The sequence below is a fragment of the Micromonospora yasonensis genome (assembly GCF_026013475.1).
In the GTDB taxonomy this organism is placed as follows: domain Bacteria; phylum Actinomycetota; class Actinomycetes; order Mycobacteriales; family Micromonosporaceae; genus Micromonospora; species Micromonospora yasonensis.
The window spans coordinates 1-1,612 of sequence record NZ_JAPDPH010000440.1; the positions used below are offsets into that span (position 1 = coordinate 1).

1 protein-coding gene is annotated in these 1,612 nt (G+C 74.8%); it reads left to right on the top strand.

Features of this window, described 5'->3' with window-relative positions; genetic code table 11:
* On the top strand, window positions 1–1,509 hold a 1,509-nt coding region (shc, locus tag ONA70_RS36170), incomplete at its 5' end, for a squalene--hopene cyclase (RefSeq protein ID WP_265010969.1).
* Window positions 1,510–1,612: the final 103 nt, after the last annotated feature.

Sequence of the window (1,612 nt, forward strand, 5' to 3'; positions counted from 1 at the left end):
TTCGGCCACTGGCCCTGGTCCAGCCTGCCCGCCGTTCCGCCCGAGCTGGTGCTGCTGCCGTCCTGGGTGCCGTTCAACGTCTACGACTTCGCCTGCTGGGCCCGCCAGACCATCGTCCCGCTGTCCATCGTCCGCGCGGTGCGCCCGGTGCGGGACCTCGGCTTCTCCGTCGACGAGCTGCGCACCGACTCGGCGCCGCCGCCGGCGCCCCGGCTCCGGTCCCGGTCCGGTGTGCTGCACCGGCTCGACCGCATCGCCAGCGGCTACGAGCGGATCGCCCGTGGGCCGGTGCGCCGGCACGCGCTGCGCCGGGCCGCCGAGTGGATCGTGGCCCGCCAGGAGGCCGACGGATCCTGGGGCGGAATCCAGCCGCCCTGGGTCTACTCGCTGATGGCGTTGCACCTGCTCGGCTACCCGTTGGACCACCCGGTGCTGCGGGCCGGCCTCGCCGGGCTGGAGCGGTTCACCGTCCGGGAGGACACCCCCGACGGCCCGGTCCGCCGGTTGGAGGCGTGCCAGTCGCCGGTCTGGGACACCGCGCTCGCCGTCACCGCGCTCGCCGACGCCGGCCTGCCCGCTGGGCATCCGGCGCTGGCCCGGGCCGGCGGTTGGCTGCTCGGCGAGGAGATCCAGGTCCGCGGTGACTGGGCCGTGCGCCGGCCGCGTACGCCGGTGGGCGGCTGGGCCTTCGAGTTCGACAACGACGGGTACGCCGACACCGACGACACCGCCGAGGTGATCATGGCATTGCGGCGGACAAGCGTGCCGGCCGAGCCAGCCGTGCTGCGGGCCACCCGCTGGCTGCTCGGCATGCAGTGCCGCGACGGTGGCTGGGCGGCGTTCGACGCGGACAACACCCGGGCGATTCTCGGCGACCTGCCGTTCTGCGACTTCGGTGAGGTGATCGACCCGCCGAGCGCGGACGTGACCGCGCACATCGTCGAGGCGCTGGCGGCGGAGAACTTCGTCGGCACCGTTGCGGTACGCCGCGGCGTGGCGTGGCTGCTCCGGGCGCAGGAGCCGGACGGTTCCTGGTTCGGCCGCTGGGGCGCCAACCACGTGTACGGCACCGGGGCGGTGGTGCCGGCCCTGGTGGCGGCCGGCGTCCCGGCCGGGCACCCGGCGATCCGCCGGGCCCTCGAATGGCTGTCGGCGCACCAGAACCCCGACGGTGGCTGGGGTGAGGACATGCGCTCCTACCGGGACCCGTCCTGGATCGGGCGGGGCGAGTCCACCGCGTCGCAGACGGCGTGGGCGCTGCTCGCGCTGCACGCTGCCGGCGAGGGCTCCGGGGAACCGGCCCAGCGCGGGGTGCGCTGGCTGGTCGACACCCAGCGGCCGGACGGCGGCTGGGACGAGCCGCACTACACCGGCACCGGCTTCCCCGGCGACTTCTACATCAACTACGGCATGTACCGGCTGGTCTTCCCGATCAGCGCGCTCGGCCGGATCCTGGGCGTGGCGGCCGCCGGGGACGGCGCCGCGCTCGACGCCGAGGCGGTGCGGTGAGCGGGCCGGGGTACAAGATCAGAAAAGGCCATCCGGAAGATTCCGAATGGCCTTTGACCTGCGTCGGGACGGCCGCCGGCCCGCCGTCCCCACCACCCGGCTG